This window comes from Brevibacterium sp. Z349TD_9, assembly GCF_056173565.1.
Genome location: NZ_CM149680.1, coordinates 1,259,800 through 1,278,877 on the forward strand (window position 1 = coordinate 1,259,800; position 19,078 = coordinate 1,278,877).

General features: G+C 67.3%; 15 protein-coding genes. 7 read left to right on the forward strand and 8 right to left on the reverse strand.

The genetic code is table 11. The annotated features are described in order from the left end of the window. Positions 1 to 41 precede the first annotated feature (41 nt). Positions 42 to 947 (reverse strand): ABC transporter ATP-binding protein, encoded by a 906-nt coding sequence (locus tag AC0VYB_RS05670; RefSeq protein WP_063250227.1) that lies wholly within the window; start codon positions 945 to 947, stop codon positions 42 to 44. 152 nt (positions 948 to 1,099) lie between these two features. Here AC0VYB_RS05670 and AC0VYB_RS05675 point away from each other — a divergent pair, with 152 nt between their 5' ends. From AC0VYB_RS05675 to AC0VYB_RS05685, 3 genes are all read left to right on the forward strand, one after another. After that, the gene (locus tag AC0VYB_RS05675) at positions 1,100 to 2,224 is read left to right on the forward strand and encodes a metallophosphoesterase family protein (RefSeq protein WP_063250228.1); all 1,125 of its coding nucleotides are present in this window, start codon (positions 1,100 to 1,102) and stop codon (positions 2,222 to 2,224) included. Continuing rightward, positions 2,221 to 4,899: an AAA family ATPase gene (locus AC0VYB_RS05680; protein ID WP_063250229.1), complete on the forward strand. Its 2,679-nt coding sequence runs from the start codon at positions 2,221 to 2,223 to the stop codon at positions 4,897 to 4,899. Before AC0VYB_RS05675 ends, AC0VYB_RS05680 begins: the two co-directional genes overlap by 4 nt. Before the next feature lie 66 nt (positions 4,900 to 4,965). Then, positions 4,966 to 6,063 carry a hypothetical protein gene (locus AC0VYB_RS05685; RefSeq protein WP_131248396.1) on the forward strand — a complete coding sequence of 366 codons (1,098 nt, stop codon included), beginning with the start codon at positions 4,966 to 4,968 and terminating at the stop codon, positions 6,061 to 6,063. Between the two features lie 115 nt (positions 6,064 to 6,178). Here the strand turns inward: AC0VYB_RS05685 and AC0VYB_RS05690 are convergent, their stop codons facing one another. The 5 genes from AC0VYB_RS05690 to AC0VYB_RS05710 form a co-directional block, all read right to left on the reverse strand. After that, positions 6,179 to 7,885 (reverse strand): class I adenylate-forming enzyme family protein, encoded by a 1,707-nt coding sequence (locus AC0VYB_RS05690; RefSeq protein ID WP_475385071.1) that lies wholly within the window; start codon positions 7,883 to 7,885, stop codon positions 6,179 to 6,181. Between the two features lie 125 nt (positions 7,886 to 8,010). Then, the gene (locus tag AC0VYB_RS05695) at positions 8,011 to 9,177 is read right to left on the reverse strand and encodes an acyl-CoA dehydrogenase family protein (protein ID WP_063250231.1); all 1,167 of its coding nucleotides are present in this window, start codon (positions 9,175 to 9,177) and stop codon (positions 8,011 to 8,013) included. Positions 9,178 to 9,297: 120 nt separating this feature from the next. Next, positions 9,298 to 10,140: a fumarylacetoacetate hydrolase family protein gene (locus tag AC0VYB_RS05700; protein WP_131248395.1), complete on the reverse strand. Its 843-nt coding sequence runs from the start codon at positions 10,138 to 10,140 to the stop codon at positions 9,298 to 9,300. Between the two features lie 73 nt (positions 10,141 to 10,213). Then, the gene (locus tag AC0VYB_RS05705; RefSeq protein WP_131248394.1) at positions 10,214 to 11,092 is read right to left on the reverse strand and encodes a VOC family protein; all 879 of its coding nucleotides are present in this window, start codon (positions 11,090 to 11,092) and stop codon (positions 10,214 to 10,216) included. A gap of 106 nt (positions 11,093 to 11,198) precedes the next feature. After that, complete coding sequence (locus AC0VYB_RS05710) at positions 11,199 to 12,164, reverse strand: helix-turn-helix transcriptional regulator (protein WP_186372624.1); 966 nt, start codon at positions 12,162 to 12,164, stop codon at positions 11,199 to 11,201. A 155-nt stretch (positions 12,165 to 12,319) separates the two neighbouring features. On the opposite strand from AC0VYB_RS05710, the gene AC0VYB_RS05715 reads away from it, so the two are divergent. The 4 genes from AC0VYB_RS05715 to ligD all read left to right on the forward strand — a co-directional run bounded on the left by AC0VYB_RS05715 (position 12,320) and on the right by ligD (position 17,217). Continuing rightward, the gene (locus tag AC0VYB_RS05715; RefSeq protein WP_144589243.1) at positions 12,320 to 14,209 is read left to right on the forward strand and encodes an FAD-dependent oxidoreductase; all 1,890 of its coding nucleotides are present in this window, start codon (positions 12,320 to 12,322) and stop codon (positions 14,207 to 14,209) included. Continuing rightward, on the forward strand, positions 14,206 to 15,285 hold the full coding sequence (locus tag AC0VYB_RS05720) for a maleylacetate reductase (protein ID WP_009374721.1): 1,080 nt from the start codon (positions 14,206 to 14,208) through the stop codon (positions 15,283 to 15,285). The genes AC0VYB_RS05715 and AC0VYB_RS05720 overlap by 4 nt, the downstream gene beginning before the upstream one ends. Before the next feature lie 55 nt (positions 15,286 to 15,340). Further along, entirely contained in the window at positions 15,341 to 16,237 is an 897-nt protein-coding gene (locus tag AC0VYB_RS05725) for a dioxygenase family protein (protein WP_009374722.1), read from the forward strand. A gap of 68 nt (positions 16,238 to 16,305) precedes the next feature. Further along, positions 16,306 to 17,217 (forward strand): non-homologous end-joining DNA ligase, encoded by a 912-nt coding sequence (ligD, locus tag AC0VYB_RS05730; protein WP_009374723.1) that lies wholly within the window; start codon positions 16,306 to 16,308, stop codon positions 17,215 to 17,217. Between the two features lie 6 nt (positions 17,218 to 17,223). On the opposite strand, the gene AC0VYB_RS05735 is transcribed toward ligD, so the two are convergent. Together AC0VYB_RS05735 and pdxA are read right to left on the reverse strand one after the other, a co-directional pair. Beyond that, a complete protein-coding gene (locus AC0VYB_RS05735; protein ID WP_009374724.1) occupies positions 17,224 to 17,949 on the reverse strand; it encodes a DeoR/GlpR family DNA-binding transcription regulator in 726 nt (241 codons plus the stop codon). Positions 17,950 to 18,014: 65 nt separating this feature from the next. Further along, complete coding sequence (gene pdxA / locus AC0VYB_RS05740; RefSeq protein ID WP_009374725.1) at positions 18,015 to 19,061, reverse strand: 4-hydroxythreonine-4-phosphate dehydrogenase PdxA; 1,047 nt, start codon at positions 19,059 to 19,061, stop codon at positions 18,015 to 18,017. Positions 19,062 to 19,078: the final 17 nt, after the last annotated feature.

Sequence of the window (19,078 nt, forward strand, 5' to 3'; positions counted from 1 at the left end):
CGGGGACGAGTGCCGGCTGTGACAGGGAGGGGGAGAGCGGTTCAGGGGGCGGTGGTGACCGCGGTCGGCTGCGCCGATGATCGCTGCGATCGGGGCGCGGTGGGTCGGCGCCGTCGGCGCGGCAGAGCCTCGACGCGCACGAGGCCTGTGTCCTCGTCGGTGGTGACGGTGATCGGCAGGCCGTAGACCTCGGTGAGCATCTCGGCGGTGAACACCTCTTCGCAGGTCCCGACCGCGCGCGCTCGTCCCGCATCGAGGAGGATGACGTGGTCGGCGACGGCGGCGGCGTGGCCGAGGTCGTGGAGGACAACCCCGATCGCCGTGTCGTGGTCGTCGGCGAGTTCGCGCATGAGGTCGAGGATCTCCGCCTGGTAGCGCAGGTCGAGGTGGTTGGTCGGTTCGTCGAGGAGGAGGACCCCGGTGTCCTGGGCCAGGCAGGTGGCCAGCCACACGCGCTGGAGTTCCCCGCCGGAGAGCTGGTCGACGGGACGCTCGGCCATGTGCGCGGTGCCGGTGAGGGCAAGCGCCTTGTCGATCGCCGCGTGATCGGTCTCGGTGAGCGCGGCGAAGCGCTTGCGGTGCGGGTGCCTGCCGTAGGCGACGACGTCGTGGACGCTCACCCCTGAGGGGTGCGGGCGCGACTGCGAGAGCAGGGTGACGACCGTGGCGAACTCCCGCGAGGACAGCGCCGAGGACGGTGTCGTCGACCCGCCCGCCGTGATCGAGACGGCACCCGAGTCGATGGGGTGGAGGCGGGCCAGGGACCGCAGGACGGTCGACTTGCCGCTGCCGTTGGGCCCGACGAGCGCAGTGACCCGTCCGGAGGCGATCGAGAGCGAGACGTCGTCGACGACCGTACGGCGTTCGTAGCCGAGACGGAGGCGGGCCGCGTTGAGCGTCGCCCCGCCGTGCGCATCGAGGACGGACGGCTGCGCCTGAGCTGTCATCTTCACAATTGCATAGCCTATCCTAAGTTCCTGGGCGGCGGCGCGAATCGACCGCGATCCGCGCAGATATGGCGAGCATCACAGGCCGTGTCCGTGCCGACTCGTACTCTGGGGCCCATACATAGGATGGTGACGACGTGAGGAGGGCACCGATGAGATTCATCGCCACCGGAGACTGGCAGCTGGGCATGACCGCGCACTTCCTCAGCGCCGAGGCCAGGCCCCGCTTCCATCGGGCCAGGCTCGACGCGATCCGCCGGATCGGCGAGCTCGCCGAGGAGCGGGGCGCGGAGTTCGTCCTCGTCTGCGGGGACGTCTTCGAGTCGAACCAGCTCGATCGCGCGATCGTCTCCCGGACCTTCGAGGTCCTCTCGGCCTTCACCGTGCCTGTCGTCCTCCTGCCGGGCAATCACGATCCGCTCGATGCCGCGTCGATCTACGACTCCCCGGCCTTCACGTCCCGGCAGCCAGAGCACGTCCGGGTTCTCCGCGACTCCGCTCCCGTCGAGGTGGTGCCGGGCACCGAGGTCGTCGGAGCTCCGTGGTTCTCGAAGCGCCCCCTCCACGACCTCGTCGCGGCCGCGACGGATGACCTCGCCGAGGTGGCTCCCGGCCGGATCCGCATCATCGCCGGACACGGGGCGGTGAGCAGCCTCGATCCCGACCGGGAGTCAGTGGCGACGATCGACGAGGCGAACCTGCGCCGCGTCCTCGACGCGGACCGGGCGCAGTTCGTCGCTCTCGGCGATCGGCACGCGACCTACGAGGTTGCCGAGCGCATCTGGTATCCGGGCGCGCCGGAAGTGACCTCGCGGCGCGAGGACGATCCGGGCAACGTCCTCGTCGTCGACGTCGACCCGCAGACCCATGCCGTCGACGTCGAGAAGGTGCCGGTGGGCCAGTGGTCGTTCGTCGTCATCGAGGAGGACGTGGACTCTGCTGAGGACGTCACCGCGCTCGAGTCCCGGCTCGCGGCGATCGCCGACAAGGACCGCACCGCGCTCTGGCTCATCCTCCGCGGCACCCTCTCGACGGCAGCGAAGGCGAGGCTCGACGAGGTCCTCGACCACGCGGGGGACCTCTTCGCGCTCGTCTCCCTGTGGGAGCGGCACACGGATCTAGCCGTCATCGCCGCCGACGAGGACTTCGCCGGTCTCGGGTTGAGCGGGTACCTCCAGGAGTCCCTCGACGACCTCGCCGAGCGGGCCGCCGGCGACGACGCCGCCGCCCAGGATGCCCTGGGACTCCTCTACCGATTCGCGAGGAGCGGGACATGAGACTGCATTCGATCCGCCTGCAGAACTACCGCGGCATCGTCGACGCCACCGTCGACTTCGCCGACGGGGTGACCATCGTCGAAGGTCCCAACGAAGTGGGGAAGTCCTCGATCCACGAGGCGATCGCCCACCTGCGAGAGGACAAATCGAGTTCGAAGAAGGCGAGCGTCAAGGACACTCAGCCGATCGGCGTCGACGAAGGACCCGAGGTCTCCCTTCACCTCACGACCGGCGACATCGAGCTCAGATACGCGAAGCGCTGGCTGCGTGGCCAGTACACCACCCTGGAGATCCTGCGACCGCGCCCCGAGCAGCTGAGTGGAGACGAGGCCCACGAGCGTTTCCTCTCCGTCCTCGCCGACACCGTCGACGTCGACCTCCTCGTCGCCCTCGATGTCTCGCAGGGCGAGAGCCTCGCCCAGGCTCCGATGGCGCAGATCAGCGCGCTCCAGTCCGCGCTCAGCGAGACCGGGGCGGAGGTCGCCGATCACGATGCGTTCCTCGACCGGGTCGAGGACGAGTATGCGAAGTACTTCACGAAGTCGGGCAGGCCGACGGGGGAGTACCGGGACATCGACGCCGAGGTCACGGCGGCCCAGGAGGCCCACCGTGAGCTCACCGTGCGCAGCGCGGAGATGGACGACCTCGTCGAGAGGCATGCTCGGGCCTCTGCCCGACTCGAGTCCGTGCGCGAGCAGCTGACTGCCGCGGTCGCGGACAAGGAGGCCGCTGAGGAGGAGTTCGCGGCGCTGAACGCACTCAAGTCCGCGCTCACCGACGCCGAGCAGCGCGCCGAGGCGATCGCCCGCGACGTCTCGCTGGCCGAGGAAGCGCGGAAGCGACGGACTGCCCTCGTCGACGATGCCGATGCTGCGGCACAGACGGTGATCGCCGCGAGCGAGCGTGCCCACGACCTCGAGACTTCGCAGGCGGAGAAGGACGAGTCCTTCGCGCAGGCACAGCGTGAGGTCACCGCTGCCCGTGAGGTGCTCGAGGCGGCTCGGGCGGAGGCCAAGCGTACGGCGCAGCGTCTCTCCCGGACACGGGCGCGCGGTGACTATGCCGACCTCCGGCGTCGCCTCGGTGAGATCCGGGTGCAGGAGGAGCGGCGGGCCACTGCTGCGGCGACGGTGCGGTCGATCGCCGTCACCGCGGCCGATGTCGACCGTCTCATCTCGCTTGAGACCGACGTGCGCATCGCCGAGAGCGCGAAGACCTCCGCTGCGGCGCAGATCGTCGCCCGCCGCCTCGGTGAGACTCCGGTCCGCATCGATGGCGCGGAGCTCGAAGAGACGAGGGAGACCGAGCTCGCCGTGGTCAGTGATGTGCGCATCGTCGTCGACGGGGTCGCCGACATCACCGTGCGTCCCGGGGCGTCCCCGGTCGAGCTCGACCGGACGCTCGAGGCCGCGCAGTCGGCGCTTTCGGCAGAGCTCGAGCGCCTGCAGGTCGATTCGGTCGCTCAGGCACGGGAGCGGGCACACCGCCGCGCGGACGCCGAGGCTGAGGCAGCGGAGGCCGTATCGACGCTGACAGCCCTGCTCGGAGCGGACGGGCGCGAGGACCTCGAAGCGGCGTTCGCGCGGGCCGAGGCGCTCATCGCCGGCAGCGGAGACGACGGGGAGTCCGGTGACGAAGCATCGGACAGCGAAGGGTCGGCGGACGGCGCGCGGACGGACGGCGCGGGCGACGACGACGATTCTGCTGAGACGGTCGCCGATCTCGAAACGGCTCTTGCCGACGCTGACACGGCCGTCGATGATGCCCAGGCGGACATGGACGAGGCGACTGCGCGACTCGAGACAGCGCGAGCGAACCGCGACGACGCTCGCGTCGAGACCGTCCGCGCGCAGACCACCCTGCAGGAGGCGCGGACGCAGGCCGAACGTCTGGAGAAGGCGCTCGCCGAGGCCAGGGCGGCAGAGTCGGACGAAGCGCTCGGGTCGGCGGTGAGTGCCGCGACCGAACAGGCACGTGCTGCCGAGGCGCGAGTGGCCGAGGCCCGGTCCGCCTATGACGCCGCGGATCCGCAGACGCTGGAGATGAAGGTCAACAACGTCCGGCAGCTCGTCGTGAGCAAGGAGGCGCAGCGGGAGAAGGATCGGCAGGAGGTCGATCGACTCACCGCGCTCATTGACGACCGGGCCGGTGAGGGCATCTACGAGAAGCTCAAGAGCGCCGAGGAAGCACTCGAGACAGCGCAGAGGAGATGTGCTCGTCTCGAGCGCAGTGCGCGGGCGATCGATCTGCTCCGCTCGACGGTGCTCGCGCATCGCGATGAGGCCCAACGGAAGTACGTCGCGCCGTTCAAGGCGCAGATCGAGCGTCTCGGGCGACCGATCTTCGGTCCCGATCTCTCGGTCGAGGTGTCCGAGGATCTCGCGATAGCCTCACGGACACTCGACGGGACAACGGTGCCGTTCGAATCGCTCTCGGGCGGAACCCGGGAGCAGTTGGCCCTCATCGGCCGGCTCGCCGTCGCCGCCCTCGTCGACCCGTCGGCGGGTGCCCCGGTCATCCTCGACGATGCCTTCGGTTTCGCCGACCCCGAGCGCTTGGCCGCCCTCAACGTCGTTCTCGGCACCATCGGCGAGTCCGCGCAGGTCATCCTGCTCACCTGCCAGCCCGAGCGCTTCGCCTCCGTCGGCGGCGCGACGACCGTGAGTCTGGGGTAGTCGCTCGAATACTGCCGAACTCAGCTGTCAGTATCCACCAATCACACAGTACAAGAGTGGGCTAATATGAACTTGAAGTCACGAAATTCTAACCAGCGCCGAGTTTCCGCTATTCATGGGCGAGTGGCGTTGTCAACATTTATGGTGGCTTCTCTTGTGGTTCCGATCGTCATCGTCTTCCCATTTATATTTTCAATTTTTATCGGAGATGACTATCGGGCTGTCCAGGCAGGGTGGGCTCAATCAATTCTGCGAGAGTTCGTTGATAATGGATATGGATATCCAGGTCAGGTTGTCGGTATAACCGCCATTGGAGTGGCCCTTGCGGCATTTGGATCAAGAAGGTCAGAGTCGCTGACGTGGGGCGAGGAAGACGAGGCGGGAGATGTACGTAATTATGTTGATTTCTTGAATCTTATTTTTGCTGCTTATTTTTCAACTGTTGCGTTGTCGTCACTGACTCGTTTTGTGTCCGTGGGCCCACGTGAGACGAGTTTAGGTGTCGTATTTATTAGCCTGCTTGGAACATTTATCTGCATTCTGACCTCGGCGTCGATGGGGCCAAGTCGATTTTCTCGTTCGAAGGCTAGGGAAGAGAACATGCTGGAGCGCGAGAAGGTGAAGGAGCTTCTCGACAGTTTACGAGATGGCGCGACCGATCGCGGGCGCAATCCTTATACGATAGTTTGCGGCTGTGCAATTTTGTTGGTTGCAGTTCTTTCGGTAGTTACATCTATATCTCGCCTCCCATACGAGATCATTGCAGGGTTCTTGGTGGTGTCGTGTACCTACGGAATAATATGCACCCTATTTCTTGTTTATCTTCGGGTTTCTTCGTGGAGCAACTGGCTGCGAGGTCGCAATGCAAATAGAGGATTGTATATTCTGCTGAGAATTCTTGAGGCATTGTCGGTTGGGATGGCTGTTGCTGTGACTGGGGCGCTGTCGGCCAGTTCTGGTTCGTCTATCAGTTTGCCAGATTTGATAACTGTCGGCGTTTTGGTGGTAATTGTATTTGTGGCTATTGAAAAATTTGTATACTCATCTTCGCGACTAGGGGAAGCGATCAAAGTTCGACAAGAGAAGATTGTCAATAGGAGACTGATTTCGATTGACAATTGGTTAGATGTAAACGAACGTTGGCTGAAACCGGCGAGCCCTTAGAATCTGAGTGCACGCATTTTGTGCGAAAGTATGTTGCTTTTCGTGTAAATCGTTACTCATGGGTATGCGTAAAAGAAGCTGGACGTAGATTACGATTCTGGGGAATGGCCATTGTTTAGCTCTTCGTATACTCGGCGGCATCGGCGCGGATCGTGCGGCGCAGGATCTTGCCCGAACTCGTCTTCGGCAGCTCGTCGATGAACGTCACCTGGTGGGGTGCCTTGAACGAGGCGAGCCGCTCCCGGCAGTAGGCGATGATCTCCTCGGCGGTCGCCTCGGTGCCCGGCTGCAGGGTGACGAACGCGGCGACATCCTCCCCGCGGTACTCGTCGGGGATCCCGACGACCGCTGCCTCCTGGACGGCCGGATGCGTGTAGAGGACATCCTCGACCTCTCGCGGCCACACCTTGTAGCCCGAAGCGTTGATCATGTCCTTCTTCCGGTCGACGATGAAGAGCCAGCCGTCCTCATTCATGTACCCGACGTCCCCGGTGCGCAGCTCGCCGCCGGGCAGGTTCTCATCCGTGGCCGCAGGATTGTTGATGTACTCCGAGACGACCTCCGGCCCCGAGATCGCGACCTCACCGACCTCACCAGGGCCGAGAGGTTCGCCGAAGTCATCGAGGATGCGGATCATCGTGTCCGGCTGCGGCAGACCGCACGAGAGGTTGCCGCTGTCAGGATCGACGGGAGCCTGCAGACCTGCGGGCACCGCAGCCGCCTGCCCGACCGTCTCCGTGAGCCCGTATCCCTGACCGATCGCCACCCCGAACCTCTCCTCGAACTTCCGCACCAACCCCTCGGGAAGGGGTGCGCCACCGGACATCACACGCTTGCACGAGGCGAAGTGGTCCGGTGTGACCGCAGGATGGGCGAGCATCGCCGTGAACACCGTCGCCGGTCCCGCCATGTACGTCGGTCGCTCGTTGACGAGGAGTGCGAGGAACGACGCGGGCTCGAACCGGTAGTTGGCGATGAGCCTCGCACCCCCGGAGACACCGGCGATGAAGAGGCAGATGAACCCGGTGATGTGGAAGATCGGCGCGAGCGTGAGATAGCCGTCACCGGGTTCGAAGAGCGGATTGCGGACGTTGTAGCGGGAATTGCTCGACACCGAGGCGTGAGAGCCCGACGCTCCCTTCGACCGCCCCGACGTGCCCGAGGTGTAGACGACGATCGCCTCATCCTCCGGCGACGGATCGGCGGGGGTGAAGCCGGTGTCGCGATGCTCCTCGACGACCGCCTGGAAGTCGGGACCGCCGAGGTCGTCGCCGGTCTCCGGATCCCCGCTCACCCCAGGCCTCCCAGGAAGTCCGTCGAACATTCCGAAGATCGACTCCGGGCCGGTGACCTGGTAGCCGCGGTCGTCCGCGAGGACCACGGTGGGGATCGACTCCGCATACGGCTTCACCCGATCGAGGTAGGCCGCCTTCGAGACGACGAGGGCCTGGATGTCGGCATCGGCGAAGACGTGCTCGAGCTCCCCGCGGTACATCGGGTTGAGGGGAACGACGACACCGCCGGCCTTCCAGATCCCGTAGGTCGCGATCATGAACGCCGGCGTGTTCTGGTCGTAGATCCCGACCCGGTCCCCGCGCCCGATGCCCTGCTCGGACAGATACGCGGCGAACGCCGTCGAGTCCCGATCGAAGTCGGTCCATGTCGGCTCGTAGCCGTAGTAGCTCACCGCGGTCTTCTCGCCGCGGGCGGCGACGGTCGCCGCGAGGTCTCGCAATGGTGTCGAGGTCTCCAGGGTGTGGGGTATCGGGGCGATGTCGCCCCATGTCTGCAGCCACGGGCGGGCGTCGAACCATGAGCTCATTGCGTCACTTCCTCCAGCGTCGTCGGTGGGGGTGCGTCGTCGGGAAGTCTGCGCTGACCCTCCGAGTGAACATTCGTTCAGTGGTTCTCACCCTATTCACCCGCGGCGGGGGAGTCAACGGTCGATCATGCAGGACGGTTCCGCTGGGCGATGTCGCGCCCGATGAGCTCCTTCATCACCTCATTCGCGCCGCCGAAGATCGCCTGGATCCGGTTGTCCTTGAAGGCGCGGGCGATGGGGTATTCGAGCATGTAGCCGTAGCCTCCGAAGAGCTGCAGGCACCGGTCGATGACCTCGATCGAGAGGTCGGAGCCGAGGTACTTCGCCTTCGCCGCATCGACGGCGGTGAGCTCGCCGGCATTGAGCGCAAGCGCGCAGCGGTCGATGAAGGCCTCGAGGGCGTCGACGCGGGTCTCGAGCTCGGCGAGTTCGAACCGGGTGTTCTGGAAGTCGCCGATCGTCTGCCCGAAGGCCGGCCGTGAGAAGACGTACTCGCCGGTCCATTCGAGGGCCGCGCGTGCCGCGGCGAGCGTTCCCGACCCGATGAGGAGGCGCTCGGTGGGCAGGTTGACCATGAGATGGACGAAGCCCCCGTCGAGCTCCCCGAGCAGTGCATCGGCGGGGACACGGACATCGGTGAAGGAGAGCTCCGCGGTGTCCTGGGCCTCGAGTCCGAGCTTCGCCAGCTTGCGTCCGCGCTCGAATCCCGGGGTGTCGGCGTCGACGATGAACAGCGAAGTCCCGCGCGCGGCCTTGACGTCGGGGTTCGTGCGGGCGACGACGATGACGAAGTCGGCGTGGTGGCCGTTGGTGATGAACGTCTTCGCGCCGTTGATCACCCATTCGTCACCGTCGCGGACCGCCTTCGTCGTGATCCCCTGGAGGTCGGAACCGGCGCCGGGCTCGGTCATCGCGATCGCCCCGATCATCGCCCCCGAGGCCAGACCGGTGAGGTACTTCTCCTTCTGGGCCTGCGTCCCGAAGGCCATGAGGTAGCCGGGGACGATGCCGTCGGAGACGCCCCATCCGCCGGTCACCCCGCCGACGCCTCGGCGGGCGATCTCCTCGGACCGGACCATCTCGAACCGGAAGTCCGCGACCCCGGCACCCCCGAACTCCTCGGGGATGGCCAGGCCGATGACGCCCGCCTCGGCGGCCTTGACCCACATCCCACGATCGACGAGGTGGTTCTCCTCCCACTCCTCGACGTGGGGGACGACCTCACGGTCGAGGAAAGCCGCGACGGTCGCGCGGAAGGCTTCGTGGTCGTCGTCGTACAGGTTCCGCTTCACTGAGTCCGTCCTCCGTGGGTGCCGGATCGCAGGCCTTCGGCATCCTCGCCGAGGCGGTGACCGCGATCACTGATCGTTCGTTCAGTCTCGCACCGGGGTCGGGGACGGTCAAGCGGCGGCTCAGCCGTTGAATTCCTGCCGGATCTCACCGATGCCCTCGATCGTGGAGACGAGGACCTGACCGGGCTGGAGGAGCTTCGGCGGTTCGCGGGTGAACCCGACGCCCGAGGGGGTGCCGGAGTAGATGACATCGCCGGGGGAGAGGGTGAGGATGCGGGAGAGGCTCTCGACGAGGGCGGGGACGTCGAAGATCATCTGGCTCGTGCGGCCGGACTGGACGACCTCGTCGTCGAGCGTGCAGGTGATCGCGAGGTCGTCGCGATCGGGCAGCTCGTCGGGCGTGACGAGCCACGGCCCCTGCGGCGAGTAGCCGGGGAACGACTTGCCGAGACCGAACTGCGGGGCCGGCCCTTCGAGCTGGGTGGTCCGTTCGGAGATGTCCTGGCCGACGGTGACGCCGGCGACGTAGTCCCAGCCGGTGCCCGTCGGGATGTCATGGGCTTCGCGCCCGATGACGATGACGAGTTCGGCCTCCCAGTCGTTTCGGCCCTCTGGCACGAGGGCCACCGTCGTGTACGGCCCGGTGATCGAGGACTGGAACTTCGGGAACACCGGCGGCAGCGAGTCGGGTCGGTCGAATCCGCTCTCGGTCACGTGCTCGTCGTAGTTGAGGCCGACCCCCATCGACTGCAGGGGTCTTGGCGAGACCGCCCCGAGCTGCGTGGGGTCGATGCTCACGGTCTCCCCGGCGGCATCGGGTGCCCAGGCGAGGAAGTCGTCCCACTGGTCGTAGACGTCCTGGATGTCGGGGCCGAAGCGGCCCTCGCTGGCGGTCGCGACGTCGATGCCCTCACCGTCGGAGGTGAGGATGACGGCGCGGGAGCTGTGATTGGCGAGTCTCATGGTTGTCCTTGTCTGTGAGTAGTCGGTTCGCAGGGTGGCGGTCCCTGGGTGTCGAGGTTCGGTGGGCAGCGCCTCAGCGGTCGACGTTGGCGACCCCGTGATCGAGGATGCCGGGAGGCACCTGGCCGTCCCACTGGTTGATCCAGTAGAGGTCGTCGGGATCCCAGTGTCTGGCCGGCCGGCCCTTGTCGCGGATCGTCTCCATGTCGCAGTAGTACTCGATGACCGTGCCGTTGGGTTCGACGTAGTAGACGGCGACGTTGTCGCCGGCACCGTGGCGCACCGGCCCCCATGCCAGCCGGGCACCGCGACGTGCCAGGCGATCGCCGAGGCGCATGAGGTCGAAGACGTTGCCCGCCTGCCAGGCATGGTGGTGGATGCCGGTCTTGTTCGAGGTGAAGACCGCGATGCCGTGGTGATCGTTGTTGCAGCGCATGAAGAAGTTCTCATTGCCGATCTGGTCGGAAACGACGAAGCCGAAGACGTCGTGGAGGAAGTCGCGCTGCGTGAGGGCATCCCGAACCTGGATGTTCGTGTGCCCGAGGCGGTCCGGAGCGCTCGATCCGCGCTTGAGCATGCTGTAGTCGAGCTTCTCGGTGTAGATCTGCCATGTGAAGCCCTCAGGGCCGACGAAGGCGAAGCCCTCTTCGATGTGGTCTTCGATCGGCTGCTCGGAGATGACCTGGTAGCCGCCGCGGGCGACCTTCTCGCGGATCGCCTCGAGTTCGGCGGTGCTGTCGACGATGAGCCCGGTGTGGTCGAGGGCGTCCTTGTCCGACTGGGTGTAGACGATCTCGTGGTGCTTGTTCTGTGCCGTGAGGAACGCCTTCTTGCCGGATGAATCCGACTCGACGAGCCCGAAGACGTCGATCGCGTTCGTCAGTGTCGCGCCGAGGTCGCGGGTGTGCAGGGAGACGTACCCGATCTCTGAGACTGATCCTTCTGCCGACATGGTCCACTCCTCTTCGAGTCAATAAATCATAATGATTATGCTCAATACGATAGCAGTGAATCCCGGACAATCAAGGGTGCGGTCACGGATGTGCTCGAACTCGACGTCACGAAGGCAGGCTGACCAGGGCTTTCCGGTCCCGCAGAGGGCTCGAGCCGAAGCGCTGTCGGTAGCTGCGGGAGAACTGCGCCTGCGAGCGGAATCCGCTGGCCGCGGCGACCTCGGCCATGCTCATCTCCTGGGCACGTGGGTCGGCGAGCAGGTCCCGAGCCGTCTCGAGTCGGTAGGCGAGCACTGTCTCCGGCACGCTGTGGCCCGCCTCGGCGAAGAGTCGTGAGAGGTGGCGTTCGGAGAGTCCAACGCGCCGGGCGATCCGGGAAGCCGTGAGTCCGGGATCGCGGTGGTGCTCGCTGATGAGCGCTCGCGCCTCGTCGAGAGCTCCGGCGTCTCCTGTGGCGTCGGTGAGCAGGGTGGCGAGCAGGTCGAGCATGCGCTCGTCGAGGCGGGAGCCTCCGCGCAGTCCGCGGGCCGCCAGGGCATCGGCGATGTGGGCGAACTCGCGGCCTGCGGCATCGCGGGGCGACCCGTGCCCGGTGACGAGCGGCGTCGGTCGACGCCACGAGGCCGCGCCGGTGAGCTCGAGGAGCGATTCGCGGGGAAGCCTGACGACGATCTCGTCGACTCCGGTGCTCAGTTCGCGGGTGAACGAAGTGTCTCCGCTCAAGACGACACCGCGCCCGGGGCTGATCTCGAGCCGTCCGAAGCGGTGGGAGAATCTGCTCGACCCGGTCAGCGGAAGGTAGACGAGTGCCCCGGAGACCGGGTGGGCGGCGATGTCGGCCGACTCCCGCTGGACCGTATGCGGGCTTCCCGTGACCCTGGCGATGCGCATCCGCGGCAGCTCGAGCGTCGAGGTCTGCGCGCGGAACCGCGCGCCCACGGCGTGTTCGGTGCGCAGGCCCACGAGCGTCGAGGCGTGGTACGCCTCCCAGCCCTCGACCCGCTGGTGCGCAGGCACCGACCCGGTCGAGAACCGTGCGAGCACGCTCCCTGTCTCAGCTCCTGCAGACATGGACACCATGGTAGACGCCGGAGTGTGACGCCGCTCTCACGTTTTTGACGATTTCGGCCACGATCGCCTCGGCGGGGTGACGGGGAGCACCCGACCTGCCACGCTCGGTCTCAGTTGTCCTGTTCCACCGCAGCAGCAAGACAAGGAGCACCACCATGGTCATCTTCAACGACGGCGTCGCAGAGACCGCGACCCCCGACGGCGATGCCGTCGACACCGACGTCCTCATCGTCGGCTCGGGACCGGCCGGAGCCTCCGCCGCACTCTTCCTCTCGACCCTCGGCGTCGACAACGTCATGATCACGAAGTACCGCTGGACGGCGAACACCCCACGCGCCCACATCACCAATCAGCGGACGATGGAGATCTTCCGCGACGTCGGCATCGAGGATCAGGTGCTCGCCGAGGCGACCCCGCACGAGATGATCGGCGACACCGTCTTCTGCACCTCGATCGCCGGGGAGGAGATCGGACGCATCCTCACGTGGGGCAACCATCCGGCCCGGCACGCCGACTACGAACTCGCCTCGCCCTCCCTCAACTGCGACATCCCGCAGACCTACCTCGAGCCGATCCTCGTGAAGAACGCGACGATGCGAGGGACGCAGACCCGCTTCTCCACCGAGTACCTCTCCCACGTCCAGCATCCCGACCACGTCGACGTCACCGTCCTCGACCGACTGACCGGTCGCACCCAGCTCATCCGCGCGAGTTACCTCATCGGCGCCGACGGAGCCCGGTCGAAGGTCGCCGCCGACATCGACCTGCCGATGGTCGGGGAGATGGACATCGCCGGGTCGATGAACATCACGTTCACAGCCGACCTCGAGAAGCTCGTCGGTCACCGTCCCTCTGTCCTCTACTGGGTGATCCAACCCGGCTCGAACATCGGCGGGATCGGTGCGTGGCTCGTGCGCATGGTCAGGCCGTGGAACGAATGGCTCATCGTCTGGGGCTTCGACATCACCCAGGGGGTGCCGGAGGTCACCGAGGCCGACGCCCTCGAGATCGTGCGCAATCTCATCGGCGACCCCGAACTCGACGCCGAGATCACCGGCATCTCCCTGTGGGGCAACAACGAGCAGTACGCCTCCCGCCTGCAGTCGGGGCGCGTCTTCTGCGCCGGCGACGCCGTGCACAAGCACCCGCCGTCGAACGGCTTGGGATCGAACACGTCGATCCAGGACTCCTACAACCTCGCGTGGAAGCTCGCGGCGGTGCTGCGCGGCACGGCGGGGGAGGAGCTGCTCGAGACCTACTCGAGCGAACGGGCCCCGGTGGCCCAGCAGATCGTCACTCGCGCCAACCAGTCCGGGCGTGAGTTCGGTGAGCTCTTCGCAGCCCTCGGCCTCGAACCGGGACAGTCCGAGGAGGAGATGACCGCGGCGATCGCCTCCCGCAAGGACGCGACCCCTGCCGGTGCCGAGCGCCGCCGACAGGTCAAAGCGGCGATGGAGCTGAAGAACTACGAGTTCAACGCCCACGGGGTCGAACTCGGGCAGCGCTACGCCTCGACCGCCGTCGTCGCCGACGGGCGCGCGCAGACCCCCAACCCGCGCGACCCCGAGCTCTACTACGAAGCGTGCACGGACCCCGGGGTCCGTCTGCCGCACGCGTGGGTGGGCAACTGGATCGACAAGCACTCGACCCACGACCTCGCGCCCTACTCCCGCTTCACCCTCATCACCGGCACCACTGGCGCGGCCTGGGAGGATGCGGCACGTGAGGTGAGCGACCGCCTCGGCGTCGACGTCGAGACCGTCGTCATCGGACCCGACCGCGACATCACCGACCTCTACTTCGACTGGGACCGGATACGCGGCACCGCCGAGGACGGCGCGATCCTCGTCCGCCCCGACAAGCACATCGCGTGGCGGGTTGAGAGCCTTCCCGCCGACCCCGCAGCCGACCTCGAGGCGGCACTCACCGCCGTCCTCTCCCGCAGCGGAAGCTCAGTGCGCGCGAGTGCCGCGGACGCCGGTGCTCCGGAGGCGGCAGAGTCTGCCGCCGCCGAACAACTCGAGAAGCAGGAGGAACCGGCATGAGCCTTGACTTCACCCACACGACGCTCGGCCAGCGCGTCGTCTTCGCCCCCGGACAGGCCGCGGCCCGGATCGCCGAGGAGATCGAGCGCCTCGGTGCCGAACGCATCATGGTCATCGTCTCCGGATCCGCCGCCGACAAGGTGAGCGACTTCTCCTCCCACTTCCCCGTCGCGCTGTGGCACCGCGAGGTCGTCATGCACGTCCCCGCCGAGGTGGCCGACCGGGCCGTGGCCGCCGCCCAAGAGGCCGAAATCGACCTCGTCGTCAGCGTCGGCGGGGGATCGGCGACCGGGCTGGCCAAGGCGGTCGCCCTCGAGACCCGGATCCCCATCATCGCCGTGCCCACGACCTTCGCCGGTTCCGAGGCGACGAACGTGTGGGGGAGGACGGAGAACGCCCGCAAACGCACGGGCACCGACGACGCCGTGCTGCCGAGAACCGTCGTCTACGATGCCACCCTGCTCGCCGATCTGCCCCACGACCTCGCCGTGGCCTCCGGCCTCAACGCGCTCGCCCACTGCATCGATTCGATGTGGGCGCCGCGAGCCGACCCGATCAACCGTGCGCTCGCCCTCGAGGGAATCCGGGCACTGACCCTCGGGCTTCCCCGGCTCGACCCCGACGGCGAGGACCTCACCGGCCTCGAGGACACCCTCTACGGTGCCTACCTCGCCGCCGTGGCCTTCGCCTCGGCGGGGTCGGGCATGCACCACAAGATCGCCCACGTCCTCGGCGGCACCTTCGACCTCCCTCATGCCCAGACCCATGCCACCCTGCTTCCCTACGTCCTCGCCTTCAACGCCCCGGCCGTCCCCGAGGCCGAGACCCGCATGGCCGAGGCCTTCGGGGCGCCGACCGCCGTCGCCGGACTCGAACGCCTCCGTGAGGCCGTCGGTGCCCCGCGGGCCCTGTCCGAGCTCGGCTTCACCGAGGCCGACATCGCCGAGGCGGTCGATCTGTCCCTGGACGCGATCCCCGAGGACAACCCGCGGGCAGTGACGAAGGAGAACCTCACCAACCTGCTCACCGCGGCCCTCCGCGGTGACGAACCGACGTCCGCTGCGAAGAGAGCCTGATGCGAACCCACTGCGGCGCACAGCACGAGCGCCGCCGAAACGAAGGAGCGACACCATGACCAGCACCACCCCTTCGAACCTCACTCCCGAAGAGGTCGAGCAGCGCCTGACCGAGACGGTCATCGCCTCGTTCTCAGGCACCTCCGACGAGCGGCTCAAGGAGCTCATGACCTCCCTCGTCACCCACCTCCACGGCTTCATCCGCGACGTGCGGCTGACCGAGGAGGAATGGAACCAGGCGATCGCCTTCCTCACCGCCGTCGGCCATATCACCGATGACCGCAGGCAGGAATTCATCCTCCTCTCCGACGTCCTCGGGGCGTCGATGCAGACGATCAACGTGAGCAACACTCCGTACAAGGACGCGACCGAGGCCACGGTGTTCGGCCCGTTCTTCGTCGACGACGCCCCGCGCATCGACAACGGCGGCGACATCGCCGGCGGGGGAGTGGGGCAGCCGGCCTGGGTCGAGGGCGTCGTCCGGGACACGGACGGCAACCCGGTGCCAGGAGCGCGGATCGAGGTGTGGGAGGCCGACGAGGACGGCCTCTACGACGTCCAGCACGATGACGAGCGCGTCTACGGACGCGCCCATCTCTTCTCCGAGGACGACGGATCGTTCCGGTTCTGGGGACTCACCCCCACCCCGTATCCCATCCCCGACGACGGCCCGGTCGGCGCACTGCTGGCGGCCACCGGCCGGTCGCCGATGCGCGCGAGTCACCTCCACTTCATGGTCACCGCCCCCGGACTGCGCACACTCGTCACCCACATCTTCGTCACCGGCGACGAACTGCTCGCCACCGACTCGGTGTTCGGCGTCAAGGAGTCGCTCATCAAGGACTTCGAACAGCAGGAGCCGGGGACGCCGACGCCCGACGGGCGCGATCTCGGCGACGCCTCATGGTCGCGGGCCCGCTTCGACATTGTCCTCGCCCCCGAAGGAGCGTGAGGGGTTGCCAGGGGGGGCGCGAGCGCGAATACTGCGAGGCACGGTGACTCGGCGACAGAGGAGCGGTGATGGGCGAGACGGTGCGGATCGCGCAGGTGAGGATCGACCACGCGGACAAGGTGCTCTTCGGCCCTGACGGCCCACCGGTGACGAAGGCCGATCTCGCCCGCTACTGTGCCGACATCGCCGTGGCGATGCTGCCTCACACCCGGGGCCGGCCGATCTCGATGGAGCGCTTCCCCCACGGCATCGACGGGGAATCGTTCTTTGAGAAGCGGGCACCCGCGTACTTCCCGGACTTCGTCCACCGGGTGCGGGTCGATGTCGAGACCGAGCATCGCAGCCAGGACCAGGTGGCCATCGACAACACGCAGACGCTCGTCTATCTCGCCGACCAGGCGTGCCTGACTCCGCACACGTGGCTCTCGACCGCGGCCGACCTCGAGCGGCCCGACCAGCTCATCGTCGACCTCGACCCGACTGTGCCGGGACTCGAGGCGGTGCGCCGGGCGACGACGATGGTCGGGCAGCTCTGCGCGGAGCTCGGACTCACGGCCTTCGTCAAGACGACTGGATCCCGCGGCTACCACGTCATGATTCCCCTGCGCCCCGACCATGACTTCGACGTCGTCCGCGACTTCGCCCACCGCTTCGCCGAGGTCCTCGTCGCCCGCGACCGCGACCTGCTCACCACAGCGGCGCGCAAGGCGAAGCGGGGTGACCGGGTCTACCTCGACGTCGCCCGCAACGCCTACGCGCAGACGGCCGTGCCGCCCTTCGCGGTGCGCGCGCGTCCGGGAGCGCCGGTGTCGATGCCGATCACCTGGGACGAGGTGGACACCGTCGCACCGCAGGAGTTCACGATCGCCTCCGCCGCCCGGCGCCTGAAGACCCACGGCGATCCGTGGGCGGGCATCGCCCGGCACCGGCAGGGCCTGAGCAGGGCGATGGAAAGGCTCGAGCGGCTGAGCGGCACCTGAGCCCGCTCAGCCGGTCGTGCCTCCACCCGTCTCGTCGATCCAGATCCATCCTGCGGGCATCGGTGCCCATGCTGCGACCTCACGGCCGTCCTTCGACGAGTCGGCGAGGACGACGACCTGCCGGGCGCGTTCGGCGATGAGCTCCTTCGTCCGCGCTTCGGCCAGAGTCGGCTCACCGAGGCCGACGGCCGGGTCGATGGCGTCGGCGCCGAGGAAGGCTAAGTCGACGTGGATCCGGGACAGGGCATGGTCGGAGAGCGCTCCCGTCGTGCCGTGCGACATCGTCGAGACCTCGCCGCCGACCATGACGACCGTCGGGCCCTCGGGGTGGGCGAGGGTGAGGGCGATCTCAAGCCCGCGGGTGATGACGGTGAGGTCGCTGCGATCGCGGATGCGCTCGGCCAGGCGCACCGTCGTCGACCCAGCGTCGAGGAAGACCGTGCGCACGCTCGGGTCGGAGAGATGGTCCGCCGCGGCCGCCGCGATCACGTCCTTCGCCTCGGCGTTGAGCTCCATCCGCTCACCCAGCGGAGGTTCGACGTAGCCGGCGGCAGCTGCTCCGCCGATCGTGCGGATGACCTCTCCGGCCTCGGCCATCTCCCGCAGGTCCCGCCGGATCGTCGACTCCGAGGTTCCGAGTTCGGCGGCCAGGCGCGGAATCGACCAGGACCCGGTCTTGAGCAGGGACATGATGTCGTCACGTCGCCGCTGCGTGCCCGTGCGGATCGCCATCGCACACCTCTCCCTTCTCGTTCGCCCTCACCTCGGCAGGTCGGTGAAACCTGCCGCGGACTCTGTCACCGCGGCAGGTACTCCGCGCGGATCCCGTCGACGAAGGGAGCGTAGCCGATCGCTGCCCGGTAGGCCGAGCGCATCGTGCCCGCGTCGGCGAGTCCCTGCCCGGCGATGTCGAATGCGGTGCCGTGATCGACCGAGGTGCGCAGGATCGGCAGGCCCACCGTGACCGAGATCGTCCCGTCGAAATCGTAGGTCTTCGCGGCGATGTGGCCCTGATCGTGGTACTGCGAGAGGATCCCGTCGAAGCGACCGGTCAGGCCCTGATGGAAGACGGAGTCGGCGGGGATGGGGCCGGCGACGTCGAAGCCGCGGGAGGCGTTGACCGCCTCGACGGCGGGGCGGAGGATCTCGATCTCCTCATCCCCGAACGCCCCGTTCTCTCCGCCGTGCGGGTTGAGGGCGGCGACGGCGAGCCGGGGCTCGGTCACCCCGTAGAGCTGAAGGGCGCGGTGGGCGCGTTCGATCGAGTCGACCTGCGTCTCGACCGTGAGCGCGTCGATGGCCCGCCGCAGGGACATGTGCCGCGTGGCGAAGAAGATCTGGAGCCTGTGATCGGGGATCTTCGTGTCCTCGACGACGAACATCGTGTCCTGCTTCGTCACCCCGGTGAGCTCACCGAGCATCTCCGTGTGCCCGAGGTGGACCGACCCCGACTCCCACACGGCCTCCTTGTTGATCGGGCCGGTGACGATGCCGGCGATCTCCTCGTCCATCGCCGCCTTCGTCGCGACCTCGATCGCCGTCACCGCCGCTCGTCCCGCGCGGGCGTCGACGACGCCCCAGTCGGGCAGATCGTCACCGAGGACGCCTAAGTCGAAGACGTCGATGACGCCTTCCCCCGCCGAGGCGGTCGACCAGTCGCTCACGGCCCGCAGTTCGACGTCGAGTCCGAGGACGTCGACGGCGCGCCGCATGACCGCGAGGTCGGCGACGGCGATGCCGTGCTGGTCGCCCTGCCCGGCGAATTCGGCGAGCACCTGTGCGGTGATCTCGGGACCGATCCCGACGGGGTCTCCGACGGTGACGGCGAGGACGGGTGCGGACATGTCATGCTCCTTCTCTG

Excerpts from the sequence above, each read along its gene's own strand:
- AC0VYB_RS05670 (WP_063250227.1), bottom strand. The coding sequence starts at position 947 with ATGACAGCTCAGGCGCAGCCGTCCGTCCTCGATGCGCACGGCGGGGCG.
- AC0VYB_RS05675 (WP_063250228.1), top strand. The coding sequence starts at position 1,100 with ATGAGATTCATCGCCACCGGAGACTGGCAGCTGGGCATGACCGCGCAC.
- AC0VYB_RS05680 (WP_063250229.1), top strand. The coding sequence starts at position 2,221 with ATGAGACTGCATTCGATCCGCCTGCAGAACTACCGCGGCATCGTCGAC.
- AC0VYB_RS05685 (WP_131248396.1), top strand. The coding sequence starts at position 4,966 with ATGAACTTGAAGTCACGAAATTCTAACCAGCGCCGAGTTTCCGCTATT.
- AC0VYB_RS05690 (WP_475385071.1), bottom strand. The coding sequence starts at position 7,885 with ATGAGCTCATGGTTCGACGCCCGCCCGTGGCTGCAGACATGGGGCGAC.
- AC0VYB_RS05700 (WP_131248395.1), bottom strand. The coding sequence starts at position 10,140 with ATGAGACTCGCCAATCACAGCTCCCGCGCCGTCATCCTCACCTCCGAC.
- AC0VYB_RS05705 (WP_131248394.1), bottom strand. The coding sequence starts at position 11,092 with ATGTCGGCAGAAGGATCAGTCTCAGAGATCGGGTACGTCTCCCTGCAC.
- AC0VYB_RS05710 (WP_186372624.1), bottom strand. The coding sequence starts at position 12,164 with ATGTCTGCAGGAGCTGAGACAGGGAGCGTGCTCGCACGGTTCTCGACC.
- AC0VYB_RS05715 (WP_144589243.1), top strand. The coding sequence starts at position 12,320 with ATGGTCATCTTCAACGACGGCGTCGCAGAGACCGCGACCCCCGACGGC.
- AC0VYB_RS05720 (WP_009374721.1), top strand. The coding sequence starts at position 14,206 with ATGAGCCTTGACTTCACCCACACGACGCTCGGCCAGCGCGTCGTCTTC.
- AC0VYB_RS05725 (WP_009374722.1), top strand. The coding sequence starts at position 15,341 with ATGACCAGCACCACCCCTTCGAACCTCACTCCCGAAGAGGTCGAGCAG.
- ligD (WP_009374723.1), top strand. The coding sequence starts at position 16,306 with ATGGGCGAGACGGTGCGGATCGCGCAGGTGAGGATCGACCACGCGGAC.
- AC0VYB_RS05735 (WP_009374724.1), bottom strand. The coding sequence starts at position 17,949 with ATGGCGATCCGCACGGGCACGCAGCGGCGACGTGACGACATCATGTCC.
- pdxA (WP_009374725.1), bottom strand. The coding sequence starts at position 19,061 with ATGTCCGCACCCGTCCTCGCCGTCACCGTCGGAGACCCCGTCGGGATC.